Below are 17,478 nucleotides of genomic sequence, written 5' to 3'. Positions count from 1 at the left end.
CTCTCGTTTCTCTAAACCCCGGAACAGGTCGTCGAACCTGGGGGAATCCTCTTTGCGTACGGAGTGAATGAAGTGCTTCCCCGGACTCTGCTCGGCGGGCGTTACCGGGTACTGCGGAAGCTCGGCCACGGTGGAGAGGGTGAGATCTTCGTCGCCCGGGACGAGTTGGACCGTTGCGAAGTGGCGATCAAATCCCAATTCCCCCGCACCTTCGAATCAACGAAGACCTACGCCTCTGCCGCCTTCGCTTTGGAAGACGAGCTCGAACGGCTCACATTCATGCGGCATTTACCAGGAATTCCCAAGGTACTAGGAGACGGTTATTACGGACGAAACCAGGGTCGGTACATTGTGATGGAACTGGTCCAAGGCAATACGATCGCGTCCTGGATCAGCGACCACCATCCAGTTCCAGCGGCTGCGGCGGCCTCAGTCGTCGCACAGCTCTGCGATATTTTGCGCGGCGTACACAAGAAGGGCTACGTACATCGGGATGTCTCCGCGAAGAACGCCATGATGCAGCCCAATGGGAAGGTCCGACTGCTAGACGTGGGTATTTCCGGACTGATCGGGGAAATTAATAGTGATCCTCGCGGCACTCCAGGTTATGCGCCTCCGGAGCAGTACAACAGCAAAGCACTACTGACTCCGCAGGTCGATGTCTTCTCCCTGGGCACCATGCTGTTCGCCATGGTCAGTGCCGAGTTGCCGTACAGCAACCTGGAAGGCCCACCAGATGCCACCACCCCAGCTTTCCCTAATGGGTTTCATGCCTATATGCCCGATATGCTTCAGAGCCTCGCGCTCGCCATGGTCTCCACCGACCCGAGTGAACGGCCTGATCTGGCTGAGCTGCGGAGCTACCTGCGGCCGATGCTGCCCGCCCCCGGCTCCCCCGCCTGCCCGAAGGCCACCCGGCCGGACCCGACCGCCCCTTACCGCCTGGGCTTGTCGCTGCCGTAACCGCGTCGGAGCCGGCACGCCGTCGAGCGGCCGTCACGGGAGGCACCTCATACGCTCGACAGCCGCGTCGGGGTCGCTCTCACCCAGTTCGCGTAACAGTGCCTGTGCTTGCTGAATCGTCTCCTCGGCTTCCAGGGGCCGACCAGCTCCGCGGAGCGTGTCCGCAAACCAGACCAACGTCCGGGCCTCTCTACTGCCGTAAGTCAAGGAGCGGTACAGACCACGAGCGCGCTCAAAGTCGGCAATGGCGGCCTCGTGATCTCTTAACGCGAACCGAATTCGGCCCATGCTGAGCAGCAGGTGCGCCAGGCCGTTGAGATCATCCGTGCCTTCCAACAGCGTCAGCGAACGCTGGCAGTACCCCAGAGCCGCGTCGTAGTGACCGAGGTCGTAGCGGGCGCTTCCGATGCCGTTCAGCGTGGCCCCTTGGCCCAAGAGGTCACCGAGCTGCTCGAAGGCGGACAGAGCAGCGATGAAATGCTCCAGCGCCTCACTTGGGGCTCCGCTCTCGCGCAGCAGGACGCCCAGGATGTGCCTCCCGAGGGCAGCACCCAGGACATCCCCGTCGTCCTCGCTCACTCGTACTGCTCGTCTTAGTTCACCCGTGGCACGCGGAAGGTCCGTGAGGCTCCGGTAGGTGCCGGCAAGCATTCGGTGCACCATGGCCACATCGGCCGGACCAGCCTCCCGCCCCGCGGCCTCAAGAGCGCTGTGCAGATACTTGAGCGCGTCTAGGTGGCGCCCCGATCTCCATTGAAATGTCACCAGGACCATCGGGAGCAGCCAGGTGTAGCGGTCGAGCCCACGCTTCTCGGCCAGACCGACGGCAGCCGTGAGGGTCGAGTACTCGGCCTCGAACCAGGACATCGCGTCCCCCGCATGGTTCGGGGTAACCACCTCGACATCAGGGGCTTCGCCGACCGGCAGCCGCCGGGCTGGGTCCAGCTTCCGGTCGCACGCCCAGGCGTTGTGCAATAGGAAGCGGAGCACCCGCTCCACGATCCGCTCTCGCTCGTCTTCGTCCTGCCGGTCGGACAGTTCAGCGGTGTAGACGCGGACGAGATCGTGCAGGGAGTAGCGCTCGAATGCCGGCTCAGTCACCAGGCTCATCCGCATCAGCTCGTCGACTGCGTCACTGACGCTGTCGATACCATGAGTTTCGAGTGCGCGTAGCGCTGCCCAGCTGACTGTCGGCCCCGGGTGGACCGTCAACTGCCAGAGGAGGTCCGCAGCCGGTGCCGGCAGCAACTTGTAGGAGGTTTCCAACTGCAGGCGGACGCTCAGGCTCTCCGAGCCCAGGTCAAGAGAACGCAGTCGGGTCCTCTCCTGCCGCAGTTGGTGAACCATGCCTGCCAGCGCCTGGGACGGGCGTTCCTTGATCCGCGCGGCCATGATCCCCAGTGCCAAAGGCAAGCCGCCGCAGTGTTCGACCAAGTCATCGATGAAGGGGACGGCCGCACCAATCCGATCCTCGCCCAGCCGGATCCGCAGCAATGCAATGGCGTCATGCGGGTTCAGGGGAGCGAGGTCGACAAGCTCGGCACCCTCCCGAATCGCCAGCCCGTGCAACTGACGCCGGCTTGTAACGATCGCCGCGCTTGCCCCCGGGCCAGGAAGCAACGGGCGGACGTGGTCCTCGTCGCGCGCATTGTCCAGGACCAGCAGCAGCGAGCGGTCCGCGAGAGCGGTTCGGTAAGCGGAGACCATACCGTCCATCGTTGGAGTCGCTGGGCGTACTCCGAGATCGTTCAGGAACCTGGCCAGGACAGCACCGTGCCGTTCCGGTTCACCTGGTGAGAACCCGCCAAGGTTGACGTAGAGAATTCCGTCCGGGAAGCTCCGTTCGGCCAGGGTGGCCGCCTCCATGGCGATGAAGGTCTTTCCTACACCAGGCATGCCCGTGAGCACCGCGACTCGGCTCCTGCCCGGTGTCCGGCCGGCAAGGGTCTCCGCTATCCGGCCGAGCTGGGCTTGCCTGCCGACCAAGCCGATGGGGGGCGAGGGCAGTTGCCTGGGGATCTGGCGGATTCGGACAGGTTCGACGCTGTCAGCGAAGAGGGCAGAAGTGTCCGTTTCTCCTGCCAGCAACAGGTGCATGGTGGGCCGAGCGAACTGACGCCCCCAGCGAGCAAGCAACGGCTCGATTCGCTCCGACCTGCCGAGAGCGCGCAGGGCGCGCACCTGCGTTTCCAGCAACGTCTCGTCGTCCGGCCAGTGGGCCACCGCCGACTCGGCCCGCTGCAATGCGGCGTGCGCTTCCCCGCACTCCAGCTCGGTCCGCGCACAGGCGATTGTCACGTTCCGCAATTCGGCGGTGAGTTCGATTCTCTTCCGGGAGAATCCCGGGCCAGACAAACCCTCCAGGGCCGTTCCCCGCCACTCGCCGAGTGCGGACCGGAGCGCACTGAGCCGATCCCGGGGATCATCGGCGACGTTCGCGAGACGCTGGAAGGCTCGGAAGCGCACGTAGTCGACGCTTTGTGGGTCCACCTGGATCCGGCAGAATCCCCGGTCGTTCGGCTGGACGATGCCAGGTATTTCCATCCGTAACTGATGAGAATATTGGCGAATTCGATTTGCGTTCGACTTCTCGCCCGGCCACAAGAAGCTGGTGACAGTGGCGTGCGAGGCGCGGTGCCCAGGCGCCATTAGGAGAACAGCGAGAAGTTCGAGGGTCTTTGTCGGCTTCATTGGGGCCGACCGTTCATTTCCCCTAGCAAGCACTGGGCCCAATACGCGAAATTCCATGATCATCAACTCCAGTCGCATGCGGCCACACGCCGCGCTGGCCTTATCGGCTGGCACTGGAGAAGCATGACATGGCGAGCGGGGCACGCATTAACGCTCACCTAACGATCGCGGTTTGGAACTACACATGCCGATCTGCAACCCTTCGAACATTCCACCCCGACCGCTCCAGCGGATCATCGGAGACGTGCATACGGACACGCCGTCGACGAAGGGGCACACCATGCCACGCAGTCCGAAGGCACGAATTCGGGCGGTGGGAAACAGACCACTTGAACAGGGAGAGATCCATGAAACCCATACAGCGTAAGTTCCCTCAGCACGACACAAGCCGACCGGCACGGAACCGGCGCCCGAAGGCGACAGTGCCCCCCAGGCGTCGGCGTAGGCCCCGCCCGCCGGCCCCGCAGCCGACCTCAGATGCACACCGCGCTCATCGCCGGCCGGTCCGTCCGACGGCCCAACGGATCTACGAGGGCGAGCTGTTCTCCGACCTCGATTAGGGGCTGAGGCGGCACGCGGCCGAGCCGAGCTACGCGGCCGACACGGAGCGCTCTGGGAGGCGGGCGGAAGTATGGGCCCGTCTCCCAGCGTTCCGGAGGTCGACTAGTAGCCACCTCCTGATCCATTTGCACGGGTAAGGGGGAGGGACATCTAGAGAACTGACGGCGGCCCATCCTGCATGTGATTACGAGGGGCTCAGCTATGAGGCGGATACCCACCACGACGGATGTCGCCAGCCGGACGACGCGCCTCCGAGTGTTGCCCACCCGAAGTGACTGGCCCGTGGTGGCACGGACTCATTCCTGCTGTACAACAGCGGGGTACCGCAACCACCATGACCACCAGCACTCCACCAGGGTGACTCCCACAGCACTGTTGACCAGCGCGGCAGTCCTCACCAACCGCCCTGCCGAGAATTCGGGACGAAGAGGGCCCGAACGTTGCAGCACAGCACGGCAGACGTCTCGCTGAGCCCACCCGCGGGTTGCAGCTTGGGGGCATTCACTCCTGTTCACGTACGTTCGGCCTGCTTCCACCTGGGCGTTACAGTGCTGGTCTGGACGCTGACCGGCCTACGTGAACCCCCACATGAAGATTTGGAAAGCATGTTGGTGGTTGGCCTTTGCCGAGAAGGAGTGCGCTGGCTTACCCACCAGCTGAGCCAGCCGTCGCCCGCGCCTCCACCCTCCAGGACACATGCTTCGCGCGTGAGCGGACTGCCCGCTACAGGGTGGCAAGACCCGGATCAAGTGACTCGCCGCACCGCGCTGACCAGGGGAAACAGCACTGCTCAGCAGTAGCGAGCAGCCCCCCGGCAAAGATCCAATCCCACTCCTAGAGCGGGTGTCGCAGGTTCGAATCCTGCCGGGGGCACAACGCACCAAGCAGCCGACCTGGGGTTTCTACCCCAGGGAAGCGCTCTACTCGGCCTCGGACTCGTCGTCCGGGGCCGTTTGCGTGAGCGGACGGGAGTTGAGCTCCCGGATCTGCGCCGACCTCACGACCACCCGCAGGGTCCATGGAACCAAGTCCCGATCCGCCTTGTGTCGTCCCGGCGGCCCCTGTATCGCCGCAGGTCACAGTCCTGCTCCCGGGAAGGGGCTCCGAGGGCTCGCCGTCCTCCCTCCGTCCGCCTGGTAGGAACGGATACTCACCGCCACGGTCCGGGAAGTGGGCGGACAGGATCGCCGCCTGTCCCTTCTCGGACCATGGCTGCGACCATGAACGCGTCGCGGGCAGGGGTGCTGGTCAGCGTGTCGATCAGCCGTCCGAGATGGGTGTCGGCATAAGCGAGGGCAGCGATCTGGGAGCGGACACTGTCCGTGCTGTCCCCCATGTAGAAGCCAGAGCGCGGTAACGCGCTCGCCCATCCGCTCGGTCACCCACCGCTTTGTGGCCACTGGCCGCTTCACCGCGGCAATCCAGTTGGTGAACGACGCAGCAGACGTGATTCAGCGGCGCGGACGGCAGACATATCGGTGCACGGCGCACTCTTCCTCGCCGGAGCCATGGCGGACGCAAGAACGGAAGATCGAGCGACAGCACAGAGCTTCCTCTGGAACCGCACATCGGCCAGGCGCCGACGCCCACCACCTGTGGACAGCCTTCGGCCGATTAGGGTCCGTCCTGTGAACGAGCACGAGGCGAGGATGGCCCACCCCCGCATGGCTGCGGGCGCCCTCTTCTTCGGCGACGCTGGTCGCGTCCTGCTCGTCGAACCGTCCTACAAGGACTATCGCGACATCCCGGGTGGATACGTCGAACGAGGCGAGTCACCGCTGCGAGCCTGCACGCGAGAGATCCACGAGGAGCTGGGCATCAAGGCCAGCATCGGCCGGCTGCTCGTCGTGGACTGGGCACCGAACCCAGGAGAGGGGGACAAGGTCCTCTACCTCTTCGACGGCGGCCGTCTCAGCGCAGACCACCGCCGGCAGGTCATCGTGCGATCCGACGAGCTGCGCGGCTACGACTTCCATCACGCCGACCGATTGCCGGAGCTCACCGTCCCCCGCCTCGTACGCCGAATCAGCGCTGGGATCCAGGCCCGCGCGAACGGTCTGACCGTCTATCTGGAACATGGTGAGCCGCCGCAAGCAGAGTCCTGAGCAGGGTCCCGCCGCAAGGTGGAATCCCCACATCCCAGGACTCGTTCACCCACGTCCGGGGCCGTTCAGAAGTCCGCCGCCGGGTCGCTCCTCCGCAGGTCGGGATTGCCTCCGGCCATCACCGGACCCCGTACGAACACCTGGATAGCGCGTGAAGGTGGGTCTTGAGGAGTGCCCGACCCGTTGCTGGACATCGCGCAGCCGCCTCGGGGTCGACCATGCGCGGCCTTGCTCAACGTGGAGCAGCGGCGCGACCACTCCACGTTCCCATCCTGCGCTGCTACCCGGGGCCGGCGGTGAAGGGACGACACCGGCTGGCGGTGTAGATGAGAGCCCTTGCTCTCGGCTGGTCGGAGAAGCATCGCGAGCTCCTTGCCATGTGCATCCACGACATCGACATCCTGCCGGGCGAGGTGTCGGCCAACGCAGCGGTAAGCAGAACGCACCTGAGCCCTGGCCACCCGTAATCGGTGGCCAGGGCTCATGTGCGGTGGAGGTTCAGGCCACCAGGGCGACTTCGGTGCCCGGGGTGGCGCCTGGGTAGGCGTCGATCACCAGGTTGAGTTGGCGCTGCATGTACCAGATGTTCAGGCCGAAGAGGAACGCCATAAACGAGCTCGCAGCGGGGCTACACGTCACCGGGAGGCCAGCGGCGCGTTGGGCGTTCGCGATGGTCTTGCCCGCGTTGTGGAAGGAGATCAAGGGGGCGATCACGGTCCAGCCCAGGAGAAGCAGGACCAGGAGGCTGCCCGTCGGGCTGAGGATCCGGCGCCGGTCGAATTCCTGGAGCTCGCTGAGGATCTTGTAGTACCAGACCAACTGATAGATGCCGAGGGTGATCAGCGGCAGACCGAGCCACACCGCGACGGGTCCGCGACGTTTCATGGTCAGGCCGATTGAACGACTTGCCATGGGGGCGTCTGCTGGGTGGGGTGCGACGGCTCCTTCGGCCGGGATCGAGGCGGTTCGGCCGGAATCGGCGTTGGGCTGGATGTCAACCATGTAGCGGGCTCCATTTGTGGTGCTGATCAGCTGGAGCAGCGTGACAGGGAAGTAGTGGGAGCGGGAATGCAGTTGCCGGTTCGTTACCGCCTGTCACGTCATCGTGATCAAGTTTGACTCTCGATGCCGCCGGCCGTGAAGCGGCCTCCTACCCGGACAGGACAACACGGCAATGCCAGGTGCAGCCGACAGGGGTTCAACCCTTCGCCCGCCCGGGCCAACCCGCCGCAGACACGGGCGCCGTGCGGGCTTCACGTCGTCGAGCAAACGCCGTTGCTCATCGGCACCCGGACATGGGAACGCGCCGATAACGCGGTTGGTCCGCGCGGAGTCGGCCACGGCATCATCTTCCCGTGTTCAAACGACAGTGGCCGATCCCGCCGAGAGATGCTCGGCTTGACCCCTATCGCCGTGCCGCGGCTCAGGTATGGGAGGCGGAGGAGGTCGTTGGTGTCCTGGTGGTCAGGGTCGTTACCTGGTGGTGGGAGGAAGGGGGGTTCTGGTGGAGGCGGCGGGTGGATCCGAGGGAACTTCCCGAGTGGGGGCTGTTCGCGGTCGGCACGTCGGGGGTGGTGGCTGGATGTGAGGACGGGGTCATTTCCCGGGAAGGGCTGGATCAGGAGTTGCGGGACTGGTCCGCGGGGCACTTCGAGTTGAGGGGGCGGCGCTTGAGGTTGAGCTGGGTGGAGCAGGAGAAGGCCGATGCACTGCATCGGGAGTGGGGCTGGTGACCGGGCAGGATGCCCGTAGATACGGTCATGGGTGGCTATCCGTACCTCCGCTGTAGCCGCACTGACCACAGTGCAGGTCGTTGTACGCAGCGGATCGACAACGCTGGGCACCGGGGGCTTGGCGCTTTCGTGTGCCGTCCCCAGGTGATGTATCCCTGGCCGCTGCCCGCGGTCACGCAGATGGCCGTCATCGCGGTCGGTATGGGGGCGGCGCTCGATGGCGGTGCGAGATATGGCTGTGCAACGTGACCGATGAGGGCGGAAGATCACCTCGGAGCAGTCGGACGGGTCCGCTGGCTGGTGCCGCTCGGCGTACTTCCGGAACCAGCACTGAGAGTGATTGAGCGAGCCCAGGGGCAAGCTGGTTCAAGGGCCCGGCCCGCTCGATATGCGCCGGTACGGGGACGACCATGCGTAGCGGTCCCATGGCCCGCAGACCTGGGCCCGCTCAACTCCCGGCGTCGTGTTGAGCGTGGCTTACCGCTCATGGCGTAGCTGTCGCGCCGCTGTCCCGTTCAGTCCGCCTCCCTGGGTGCCCTCGGTCAACCGCAACCCGGAGCAGGGAGTTCTGAGAGCCGAGGTCGGGCGCCTGGGTGGGTGCCGAGTCCCTCTGCCAGTCCTTGGTGTGCGGTCGAAGGCGGCTGATCGAGCTGTCCGACGACGGTCAGTCGTCCGTCCGTACACCCGAAAGCTCCGTCCACGCGCCCGAGAGCTTCGTTCACACGCCCGGAAGTAGCGACCGTACGCCGGGGGCAGCGGGAGGCCGGCTGCTCTTGTCGTCCGCGGTCGAATTGACCCCTGCCCACTATAAGCACTGGTCAGCACGCTATAAACCATCGGTATACATGGCATGTATACCTACCATGTATAGTCGGTCGCATGTCCATCGGTCACACTCTGCTCGGACTCCTGGAGTCCGGCCCGCGCCACGGCTATGACCTCAAGCGCGCCTTCGACGAGAAGTTCGGCCATGATCGGCCTGTCCACTACGGGCAGATCTACTCGACCATGTCCCGACTGCTGAAGAACGGTCTGGTCGAGGTCGACGGCGTGGAGTCCGGCAGCGGACCCGAGCGCAAGCGGTATGCGATCACCAAGGCGGGCATCACCGATGTCGGCCAGTGGTTGGCGCAGCCCGAGAAGCCCGACCCCTATCTCCAATCGACCCTCTACACCAAGGTGGTCCTCGCGCTGCTCACCGGCCGTAGTGCCGTTGAGCTGCTGGACACCCAGCGGAGCGAGCATCTGCGGATGATGCGCATCCTCACCGACCGTAAGCGTCAGGGCGATATCGCCGATCAGCTCATCTGCGACCACGCCCTCTTCCATCTCGAAGCCGATCTGCGCTGGCTGGAACTGACCGCCGCACGGCTGGACCGACTCGCGCAGGAGGTCAGCGCATGAGTACTCAGGACACGACCCTCACCGGTTCGCTGCTCTCCGCCCACGAACTCCGTAAGTCCTTCGGGCCGACCCCGGCACTCGACGGTGCCTCCTTCTCCATCCGTCCCGGGGAGGTCGTCGCCATCATGGGGCCTTCCGGTTCCGGCAAGTCGACCCTGCTGCACTGCCTCGCCGGGATCGTCCCTCCGGACTCGGGGACGATCACCTACTCCGGGCGGCATCTCACCGCCCTGTCGGACGCGGAGCGCAGCGCCCTGCGCCGCAATGACTTCGGTTTTGTGTTCCAGTTCGGACAGTTGGTGCCGGAGCTGAGCTGCGTCGAGAACGTCGCGCTGCCGCTGCGGCTCGCCGGGATCAAACGCAAGGATGCCCACCGGGCTGCCCAGAAGTGGCTGGAGCGGCTGGAGGTATCCGATGTCGGCCACAAGCGCCCTGGAGAGGTCTCCGGCGGCCAGGGGCAGCGGGTCGCCGTGGCCCGGGCACTGGTTGGTTCACCACGGGTGGTGTTCGCCGATGAGCCGACCGGGGCCCTGGACTCATACAACGGCGAGCGGGTGATGCAACTGCTGACCGACGCGGCCCGGGAGAGCCAGGCCGCTGTGGTCCTGGTGACCCATGAAGCCCGGGTGGCCGCGTACTCCGACCGGGAGATCGTCGTACGCGACGGCCAGGTGCGCGATGCGGCGGTCGCGGTATGAGCGACGCCCCAGGCCGCGCCGGAATCCGCGGTTGGGCACGGGATCTGGTGCTAGGCGTCCGATTCGCCGTGACCGGAGGCCGTCGCGGCTGGACCCGTACCGCCCTCACCTCCTTCGGGGTCGGCCTCGGCGTCGCCCTGTTGCTGGTGGCCGCGGCCATTCCGCACGCGGTCGAGAACCGCGAGGGACGCAAAGGGGATCGCACGGTCAACACAGCGAACTCCGAGAAGCTCTCGGCCGGATCGTTCCTCTTCGCCCAGGCCAACACCTCGTTCCGCGGCGACATGATCACCGGCACGGTCTTCCGCCCCACCGGGAACGGCCGAACAGACCTCCCACCGGGTCTTGCCGCACTGCCTGGGCCTGGCGAGATGGCCGTCTCCCCCGCTCTTGCCGATCTCCTCGCCTCCTCGGACGGAGCGCTGCTGAAGGAACGGCTGCCGTACCGCGTCACCGCCGGCATCGGGGAGCACGGTCTCGCCGGCCCGGGTGAGCTGCTGTACTACGCGGGCAGCGGCACACTCACCCGAGCCAGTGCCGATGGTGAGGCCGATGGCTTTGGGCAGTACGCGGCCGGCAACCCCATTGCCGGAGTGCTGCTGCTCATCGTCGTCATCGCGTTCGTGGCCCTGCTGCTGCCGGTTGCCGTCTTCATCGGCACCGCCGTGCGCTTCGGCGGCGACCAGCGCGACCGCCGACTGGCAGCCCTTCGGCTCGTCGGCACCGACCGGGCGATGACCAGCAGGATCGCGGCGGGCGAAGCGCTCTGCGGGGCACTGCTGGGGTTGGTCGTGGGGGCTGGTCTCTTTGTGTTGGCGCGGAGGTTCGCCGGCGAGGTGATCCTGTGGGACGTCACCGTCTACCCCTTCGATCTCGTCCCCAGCCCGATGCTCTCGCTGCTGATCCTCATCGCCGTACCGGTGGCTGCCATCGCCGTCAGCCTCTTCGCCATGCGCGGAGTCTCGGTCGAGCCGCTCGGGCTGGTCAGGAACAGCGCACCGCACCCCCGAAAGCTCTGGTGGCGGCTGCTGCTCCCGCTGGTGGGTTTCGTTCTGCTGTTGACCGCCGCCACCGCGACCACCCTGGTTGGTAGTGAAACCATCCAGATCGCCCTCGGTGCGACCCTGATGCTGGTCGGTGTCACCGCGTTGCTGCCCTGGCTGGTGGAGACGGTCGTCGCCCGACTGGACGGCGGTCCGGTGGCCTGGCAGCTGGCGGTGCGGCGGCTGCAGCTCACCAGTGGTACGGCATCTCGCGCGGTCAGCGGAATCGTGGTCGCGGCGGCCGGCGCGATCGCGCTCCAGATGCTGTTCGGCTCCGTACAGGGCGACTACACCTTCACCACCGGCGTGGACACCTCCCGTGCCCAACTCCAGATGAAGACGGACACCCGGGACGGTAGCGCGGCAAGCGAACTGGTCACTTCCTATCAGCGGACCACGGGCGTCGACAGGGCGATCGGCCTGACCGAGGGGCTCATCGAACGGCCGGGCCCCAAACGCGGTGAGGAGAAGGGCCACCCCTTCAGCCGGATCACCGTCGCCGACTGCCCCTCCCTGCGCATGCTGGTGAAACTGTCCTCGTGCAAGGACGGCGACGCCTTCATCGTGGATGAACCCGCGCACCTGCGGACCTTCGCCTACGTCCCGCGCCCCGGTGAGCAGGTCAAGTTGGTCAGGACCGACGAAACCGGCAAGCCCGGGGCCAACGCCGCGGTGTGGCGGCTGCCCGCGACCGCCAGAGAGGTGAAGTCCATCGTCAGCCCGGTGGGCGAGATGACAGCGGGGGTGCTGGTCACACCGTCCGCCATCGACGCGGCACAGCTCCCCAGGCCCATGGCCAGGATCATGGTCAAGCTCGACCCCGGGGTGAAGGACGCGGCTGAGCATGTGCGGAACACGGCGGCCCGGCTCGATCCGCTGACCAGCGTCACCTCGCTGGAGAGCACCGAGACCGACAAGCAGTTCGCCAGCATCCGCAGCGGACTGTTCGCCGGGGCCGCGGCGACGATGGCACTGATCGCGGCCTCCCTGCTGGTCTCCACACTGGAGCAGCTGCACGAGCGCAAGCGACTGCTGTCGATTCTGGTCGCCTTTGGAACCCGACGTTCCACCCTGAGCTGGTCGGTGCTCTGGCAGACGGCCATTCCCATCGCGTTGGGGTTGGCCCTCGCCGTCGTCGGCGGCGTCGGGCTGGGATTGACGCTGCTGATGATGACGGGAACCGCAGTGGCCGACTGGTGGGTGTTTCTGCCGATCACCGGTGTGGGTGCCGCGCTGATCCTGCTGGTGACGCTGATCAGCATGCCACCGCTCTGGCGGCTGATGCGCCCGGATGGGCTGCGGTCCGAGTAGCCGTAGAAGGTCCTATCGCACGGTGATGGCCCGCACCCGAACAAAGGTGCGGGCCATCACCGTGCGATAAACCACGTCGGGTGCCGTGCGATCAACCGAGCGCCCTAGGCAGGCACCGGGCGTCAGGGGTCCGGTGACTACTCGCGCAGTTCCTTGGGGCAGGGGGTGCCCCGCGGGAGATCGTAGGGAGCAGCGAGCCGGTAGACCCCGGCCCTGGGGGCCAGCAGCTCCGTCCATTCATCGCCCTCGGCGTCCTCTTCCGCCTTGATCAGGCAGCCGTTCGGGTTGTCGAAGGACTTGGGCTCGTCGTCGGGGCGCTCCTTGGAGACCTCCGACTCCTGGGGGCCTTCGACCTTCTCGCGCTGGTCGTCGACGATGCTCAACCAGGGCGAGTACGGCACGCGGATCGTCACCCGGCCGGGTTCCGTCACCCGAAGCACTATCTCCTCCTCACCCGCCTGCTGGACGACCGCCGGGGCGTCGGCGAGCGGCGTCGGCTCCTTCACCGCGAAGAGCTGCCAGTTGTCGTCGCCCCACAGCCGCTTGAGGTACGGCTGGCCCTCCTGCACCAACTCGGCCTCCTGCTCGGCGCCGGTGTCGGGGGTGCCGCTGGGCAGTACGACGTAGTGCACGGCCCAGCGATCCAGCCAGGAGCGGTAGTCGGCGGCGGTGAGGGTGCGGTCCTTGTCGTAGAAGAGCGGGTTGCGCTTCATGTCGGCCTGGCGGTTCCAGCCGCGGGCGAGATTGACGTACGGCGCCAGCGCGGATGCCTCGCGGTGGCTCTTGGCCGGGACCACCTCGACCCTGCCCCGCTCGGCCTTGTACTGCTGGAGCTTGCTGACTATCGGCGCCAGCTCACGCGTCCAGGCCGCGGTCGGAGCGGTGCGGACCATGTCGTCCACGCCCTTGAAACCGATCCAGAAGTTGAGTCCGGCGAAGGCGAGCAGCAGCGCGTACCACTTGCGGGAGCGCGGGACGGTGTACGGCAGGACCGCCAGCAGCGCCACACCCGCGAAGAGCATGGGGAGCCGGGAGACGTTCGAGCCGATCTGGGAGTCGATCGCCCAGGTCAGCAGGGTGCCGATCGCGTAGACGGCGGCGGCGGTGCGAATGGTGCGCCACTGCTTCGGTACGAAGACGAACACCAGCACGCCATAGAGGAAGGGCAGTGAGGTCGACGCCAGGGACATCGGCTGGGTGCCGGAGAACGGGAACAGCCACGAGGAGAGCGCGACCACCACGACCGGCGGCAGACCCAGCACATAGGCGCCCGGCCGCCGTCCGTTGAGGAAGAGCGCGGCGGCGATGACTCCGAGGAAGAGCCCGGCGACGGGACTGGCGGCGGTCGCCAGCGCCGCGAGCGGGGCTGCCACGGCGCCCTTCGCCCAGCGCTTGGTGCGCCAGCGGTACGGCCAGCAGAACACGGCCGCGACCGCGCCGAGCGCGACCATCATGCCGAGGCCGAAGGTGACCCGACCGGACAGGGCGTTGCAGAGGAAGGCGAAGACTCCGGCGAGCGAGCAGGCCAGCGGATTGCGTACGGCTCGGACCCGGACCAGGATCAGCGCGAGCAGCGCGGCCGAGACCGTACCGGCGACCATCATGGTGGAGCGCACGCCGATCAGGGACATCAGATAGGGCGAGACCACGCTGTAGGAGACGGGGTGCATCCCGCCGTACCAGGCGAGGTTGTACGCGGAGTCCGGATGGCGGCCGACGAACTCGGCCCAGGCGTCCTGGGCGGCCAGATCGCCGCCGCTGTTGGCGAAGAGGAAGAACCAGAGCAGATGCGCCACCGCCGCGAGCACGGTGGTGACGAGAACGGGACGGCGGGTCAAACGATCCCGGAGGTCGGCGAGGACGCTTCGGTCCCCCGTGGAACCGGAGCCCGGCCCCGCACCAAGATCAGGTCCTGACCCGGTGTCGATGGTGGTGTCGGACCGGGACTGGCGTATTCGCGGCCCCGTACGGATGCTGCGGCCGTCCGTGCGGACCGGCTCAGCAGTAGTCACTGCGGCTCTCCCCGTCTCCCCGTCCGTGTGCGGTCGTCGCTCTCCCCACAGAGACGCTGTCCCGGCGCTCTTGAGTTGACCGGACGCTAACACGAGGGCGTCCCGGTTTCCCGGGACGCCCTTCTGGCCTCAGCCAGGGTTCAGCCGAGCCTGGTCAGCTTGGCCCCGAAGCCCGGCTCCACCAGGTCCTTCTGGAGCTCGATCGGGGCGGTCAGCTTGCCCGGGCCGGTGCCGACCGATATCTGGCCGACGACCTGACCCGCCTTCGCCGAGCCGGGCAGCTTCTTGCCGCCGTCGTTGATCGTGATGTCGATCCGATGGCCAGCCCAGCCGATCGCCTTGAGGTCCTTGGCGGCGACGACAGCGGTACGGCCGCCGAGACCGTCGTCGACATAGCCGACGACCTGCCCCTTCTTGACCGCGATCGCTGAGGTGACGGCGTCCTGGGTCGATGCGATCACATTGATGCTGTGGGTCACCGCCAGCTCCCCCTTCTCCCGCAGGATCTTGGGGGCCTGCACGCCCATGGTCATACCGAAGACCTGGTGGATCTTGCCGTCCACCAGGGTGTTGGCCGCCCAGAGCAGATTGCCACCGGCCGGGGTCGAGGTGCCGGTCTTGATTCCACCGACGCCGTCCTTGAGCAGCGCCCGCTCATTGCCGTTGCGCAGCGGGGCCGCGACACCCTCGATCTTCAGACTGGGTTGGTTGACGATGTCACGGAGGATGTCGTTCTTCATGACCGCCTGGGCCAGCTTCAGCTGATCCTTCGGGGTGGAGATGGTGGTGGCCTGGAGACCGCTGGGATCGGTGTAGACGGTGTCGGTCATCCCGAGTTGCTTGGCCGCGTCATTCATCTTCTTGACGAACGCCTGCTCGGTCCCCGCGTCCCAGCGGGCGAGCAGCCGGGCCACGTTGTTCGCAGAGTTGATCATCAGCATCTCCAGCATTTGGCGCTGGGTGAACTGCTGGTCCTTCGACACCTCGACCCTGGACTCGTCCTTGTTCTTCCCCTCGTCCTCGGTCTGCTGGTCGACGGCGATCTTCGGGCCCACCTGCTGGCCCGAGATGGGGTGGTCCCGGAGGATCACATACGCGGTCATCGTCTTGGCGACACTCGCGATCGGTGCGGGCTTCTGTGCGCCGTAGGTGCCCACGATGCCCACCCCGTCAACCGCCACCGCGCCCTGGCCCTCGGCCGGGAACGGCAAGCTCAGCTGACCGCCCTGGAAGGTGAAGGTGGGGTCGGTCGACAGCCCGAGCGTGGTCTGCGGAAGCGGGCGCAGCACCTGTACGACTGCAAAGACGATCAGGAGGAGCGCAAGGAACGGTGTCCAGATCTTGACCCTGCGGAACACCGTGCGCACCGCGGTTTTGGGCGGTGGCGGGGTGTTGGTGAGCTCGGCGAGCAGATCGAGCGGGGGCAGCGGAGGTACGGGCTGCTGGGTGGTCCGCTCGGGTTCGCTCACCGCCGCGGGGGCACCTGCCGACGGACCGCCCGCGGCTTGCTTGCCCGCCGGTTCAGCTGCTGTTTCATTCCTGGTGGCGGTGGGGGTTCGCGGCCCGTCATCGCTGCGCAGGGGAACGAAGGTACTGGGACGCCCCGAGCCGGTTCCGGGCGGCGCGGGATTGGTCTCGGGGCGGGGCGCCGGCGGTGCTTTCAGGGTGGTGGTGGCGTTGTCACCGGCGGGCGTGGGCTTGCGAGGCGCCAGGAAGACGGCGGTGGGTTGGTCGATCGGGGGCTTTGCGTCTGTAGATGCTGCTGAGGCGGAGGAGTCAGAGGTGGGTGAGGCTGAGGGCTTCTTCGGGGACTCGGCGGAGGGGGACTCGGCGGAGGGCGCGCCCTTGCCGGTCTCCTTCGACGCGTCCGCGGGTGTTTCTCCGGCCGGTTTCTTCGCGACGGCAGCGGATGTGCCTTCGCCGGTGCCGGACGCGGTCCCGCCGCCGTCGGTCCGACCCTTGCCGGTGACGGCGGGGGCGGCTACCGCCCTGTCGGAGTCGGTGGCCGGGTCGGCGGTGGTGGAACCGCCGGTGGCCGCAGCGGCGTCCGGGGGGCTGAGCGCCGGCCGCTCCGTGGCTTTGGCCGCTGGCCGGTCCGTGGGCGGGGCTGTGACGCCCTCCGACGGCTCCTTTGCGCTCTTGACCGCATCCCGGGCTGGGACTGCCCGTACGGGCGCCTGAGAGGCGGCGCCGACTGCACGCTCGCCATCACCCGAGGTGCCCGATCGGCCCGGACCCTTCCCGTCGGCTGCGCCACTCCCGCCGCGGTCGGCCTCTTCGGGGCCCTCGGGGTCCTGGTGCGCGCCCTGGCCCGAGGGCCCGGTGTCGGCTGCCGCCGCGGTGTCGGCTGACTTTGCCCGCACGGATTCAGGCCTTATGGACTTGGCCGTGCTCGCCGACTGCACACGGTCCTGCCGCGATGGGACGCGATCCTGCCGGCCCTTACCCGCCTCCGGGGCTGCATCCGGTGCGTCTGGTGCGTCCGTTGCGGCTGAGTCGGCACCGGCGTCCGCGGAGGCTATCCCCGCGTCACCCCGACTCACTTCGGGAATCAGCGCGGTCTTCTCCACGGTGGTCTCCGGGATCAGGGCTGTCTCCTCGGCCCCGGCCACGGCCTCCCGGGTGCCGTCACCGTCTTCGGCGTCCGCGTCCGGCTGTTCATCGTCGGCCGACGCGACCCACGCCGCCACGGCCGAGCGCAGTTTGACGTCGTTCTCCATCGAGCCGGTCTCCGTACCCGGCTCGGGACCTACCCCAGATCCCCCCGCGGTCCTCCGCTCGGCGCCGCTGCGCCGCTCTGGCTCCTCCGGGAGCCGAAAGACCGCGGTCGGTTGATCCACGCCCGACGATGACACCTGCCCGAGCATGGCGAGACGCGGATCGCGTTCACCGTGAGCCGTCTCCCCCGACGACTTCCGCTGCTCCGACTTGTCGGGGGACTCGCCCGCCACCGTGCC

General features: G+C 67.0%; 10 protein-coding genes. 6 read left to right on the top strand and 4 right to left on the bottom strand.

All coding sequences use genetic code 11. The features are described 5' to 3' along the window. Positions 1 to 63: 63 nt before the first annotated feature. The gene (locus tag NBG84_RS34725; RefSeq protein ID WP_308312151.1) at positions 64 to 963 is read left to right on the top strand and encodes a serine/threonine protein kinase; all 900 of its coding nucleotides are present in this window, start codon (positions 64 to 66) and stop codon (positions 961 to 963) included. 33 nt (positions 964 to 996) lie between these two features. On the opposite strand, the gene NBG84_RS34720 is transcribed toward NBG84_RS34725, so the two are convergent. After that, positions 997 to 3,654 (bottom strand): ATP-binding protein, encoded by a 2,658-nt coding sequence (locus NBG84_RS34720; protein WP_250923664.1) that lies wholly within the window; start codon positions 3,652 to 3,654, stop codon positions 997 to 999. A gap of 2,210 nt (positions 3,655 to 5,864) precedes the next feature. On the opposite strand from NBG84_RS34720, the gene NBG84_RS34715 reads away from it, so the two are divergent. Continuing rightward, the gene (locus NBG84_RS34715) at positions 5,865 to 6,320 is read left to right on the top strand and encodes an NUDIX domain-containing protein (protein ID WP_250923686.1); all 456 of its coding nucleotides are present in this window, start codon (positions 5,865 to 5,867) and stop codon (positions 6,318 to 6,320) included. A 498-nt stretch (positions 6,321 to 6,818) separates the two neighbouring features. On the opposite strand, the gene NBG84_RS34710 is transcribed toward NBG84_RS34715, so the two are convergent. Beyond that, complete coding sequence (locus NBG84_RS34710; RefSeq protein ID WP_250923663.1) at positions 6,819 to 7,205, bottom strand: DUF4234 domain-containing protein; 387 nt, start codon at positions 7,203 to 7,205, stop codon at positions 6,819 to 6,821. A gap of 632 nt (positions 7,206 to 7,837) precedes the next feature. Between NBG84_RS34710 and NBG84_RS34705 the strand changes: the two genes are divergently transcribed. The 4 genes from NBG84_RS34705 to NBG84_RS34690 all read left to right on the top strand — a co-directional run bounded on the left by NBG84_RS34705 (position 7,838) and on the right by NBG84_RS34690 (position 12,509). After that, positions 7,838 to 8,053, top strand: coding sequence for a hypothetical protein (locus tag NBG84_RS34705; RefSeq protein ID WP_250923662.1), 216 nt, complete (start codon positions 7,838 to 7,840; stop codon positions 8,051 to 8,053). Between the two features lie 879 nt (positions 8,054 to 8,932). Continuing rightward, positions 8,933 to 9,457, top strand: a complete 525-nt coding sequence (locus NBG84_RS34700) for a PadR family transcriptional regulator (protein WP_250923661.1) — start codon at positions 8,933 to 8,935, stop codon at positions 9,455 to 9,457. After that, positions 9,454 to 10,155, top strand: a complete 702-nt coding sequence (locus NBG84_RS34695; RefSeq protein ID WP_250923660.1) for an ABC transporter ATP-binding protein — start codon at positions 9,454 to 9,456, stop codon at positions 10,153 to 10,155. Before NBG84_RS34700 ends, NBG84_RS34695 begins: the two co-directional genes overlap by 4 nt. After that, on the top strand, positions 10,152 to 12,509 hold the full coding sequence (locus NBG84_RS34690) for an FtsX-like permease family protein (RefSeq protein WP_250923659.1): 2,358 nt from the start codon (positions 10,152 to 10,154) through the stop codon (positions 12,507 to 12,509). The genes NBG84_RS34695 and NBG84_RS34690 overlap by 4 nt, the downstream gene beginning before the upstream one ends. Before the next feature lie 137 nt (positions 12,510 to 12,646). Here the strand turns inward: NBG84_RS34690 and NBG84_RS34685 are convergent, their stop codons facing one another. Continuing rightward, positions 12,647 to 14,521, bottom strand: a complete 1,875-nt coding sequence (locus tag NBG84_RS34685) for an MFS transporter (protein ID WP_425608752.1) — start codon at positions 14,519 to 14,521, stop codon at positions 12,647 to 12,649. A gap of 140 nt (positions 14,522 to 14,661) precedes the next feature. Beyond that, positions 14,662 to 17,472 (bottom strand): D-alanyl-D-alanine carboxypeptidase family protein, encoded by a 2,811-nt coding sequence (locus NBG84_RS34680; protein ID WP_250923658.1) that lies wholly within the window; start codon positions 17,470 to 17,472, stop codon positions 14,662 to 14,664. Between the last annotated feature and the right edge of the window lie 6 nt (positions 17,473 to 17,478).

The sequence above is a fragment of the Streptomyces albipurpureus genome (genome assembly GCF_023701525.1).
Classification (GTDB): Bacteria; Actinomycetota; Actinomycetes; order Streptomycetales; family Streptomycetaceae; genus Streptomyces; species Streptomyces albipurpureus.
The sequence above is the reverse complement of the archived record's forward strand: the minus strand, read 5'-3'. Positions and strand labels throughout refer to the sequence as shown.